Source organism: Cupriavidus sp. HPC(L) (assembly GCF_000307735.3).
Lineage (GTDB): Bacteria > Pseudomonadota > Gammaproteobacteria > Burkholderiales > Burkholderiaceae > Cupriavidus.
Genome location: NZ_AMPR02000359.1, coordinates 1 through 1,649, shown reverse-complemented (window position 1 = coordinate 1,649; position 1,649 = coordinate 1). Strand labels below are relative to the sequence as shown.

1 protein-coding gene is annotated in these 1,649 nt (G+C 67.3%); it reads left to right on the top strand.

The window, feature by feature from the left end; all coding sequences use genetic code 11:
* The first annotated feature begins 644 nt into the window (after positions 1-644).
* Positions 645-1,598 carry an SMC-Scp complex subunit ScpB gene (gene scpB, locus B551_RS27150; protein ID WP_006579637.1) on the top strand — a complete coding sequence of 318 codons (954 nt, stop codon included), beginning with the start codon at positions 645-647 and terminating at the stop codon, positions 1,596-1,598.
* The last annotated feature ends 51 nt before the right edge of the window (positions 1,599-1,649 follow it).

The following is a 1,649-nucleotide window of genomic DNA, read 5'->3' as shown; positions in this document are numbered from 1 at the left end:
GCGGGCCGCGATGCTGCCCGAGACGCTGGCCGCCCACGGCTTCTGCCTGACCCTGTGAGGACGGGCGCCGCCCGCCCGCCAAGGCCGCGGTTGCAGGCCGGCGCGGGAATGCCATACAATCGCGGGAAGCCACGGCGACCGGGCCGCTTTCGCGCAGGTGTCGTGGTCGCCCGGTCGCGCTTGATCCAGGCGTCTGTCAAGGCACTCATGGGTATCCATACCCATCTCCCTCCCCGCACTGTCCGGCTAGAACATCCGATGTCGACATCGGCCAAGAATACCGGCCAGCGGCGTGGCAGCGAGGGGCCCGACAGGCTGCACGCCAGGCCATGACCAAGTTGTCTCGCATTCCGGACGGTCGCGGCTGTCCGGGCGTGTCGGCCGCAACAGGGGAGACGGCGCGACGCGCTGGTCCTTCCGCCGACCGATATCGGGAGACGGGCGGACGATCTTCTGCCGGAACGGACCGGCAATCGATGCACCGATGAGAAGCGCGCGGACCCGATGCGGCAAGCATCCCGGTCGGCTGCGCGATGAATGGCGGCAGGCGTCCCTGAAGCGGAACGCGCGCCGCTGAATCGACCAATCTCCAGCGCGTCCGGGTGTCACGGACGCAGATGCAAAGACAGGCCGCACACCACAACATGAATACCCAAGAGGCGAAAATCGTCCTCGAGACGGCGCTGATCTGCGCGCAGGAGCCGCTGCGCGTCGCCGATCTGCGCCGCTTGTTCGCCGACGATGTCGGCGCCGACACGATCCGTGTTCTGCTGGAGGAGTTGCGCAAGGACTGGGAGCCGCGCGGTGTCGAACTGGTGGCACTGGCGAGCGGCTGGCGCTTCCAGAGCCGTCCGGCGATGCGCGAATACCTTGACCGGCTCAATCCCGAAAAGCCGCCCAAATATTCGCGCGCGGTGATGGAGACGCTGGCCATCATCGCCTATCGCCAGCCGGTCACGCGCGGCGATATCGAGGAAATCCGCGGCGTCACGGTCAGCACCGAGGTCATCAAGAAGCTCGAGGATCGCAGCTGGATCGAGGTCATTGGCCATCGCGACGTGCCAGGCAAGCCGGCGCTGTACGCAACCACCAAGACCTTCCTCGACGACCTGGGGCTGCGTACGCTGGATGAACTGCCGCCGCTGGAGGATCCGCAGGCGCAGGTCCAGGCAGCGCTGCTGAACCAGGGCGCCATCGACTTCGAAGAGGTCGCCACCGCGGCCGGCGCCGATGAGGAAACCTTCGCCGCGGCGCCGGAAGGTGTGGCGCAGGCGGATGGCGTCGATGCGGTCGCGGTCGCTGCGGTCGATGAGGTCGCTGCGGTCGATGAGGTCGCTGCGGTCGATGCGGTCGATGCGGTCGATGTTGCGGAACAGGCAGACGAGACGCCGCCGCAGGCCGATACCGACGAACCGGCCGAACCTGAAATACCTGCCGAATCCGCGGAGATGCCGGCCGCGGCGGCCGCCGAAGATACCGGCGACGCTGCCGCGGAAGCCGCCGACGCTGCCGGCCAGACAGCCGACCAGGCCGACGCCGACGCGCCCCAACTCGATGAACGCGATGCCGACGAGCAAGGCGCGCGCGTCCCGAACTAACACCAGATGCAACAAGCGAGTGTGAATACTTTGTCCGACTCTATCGATCAA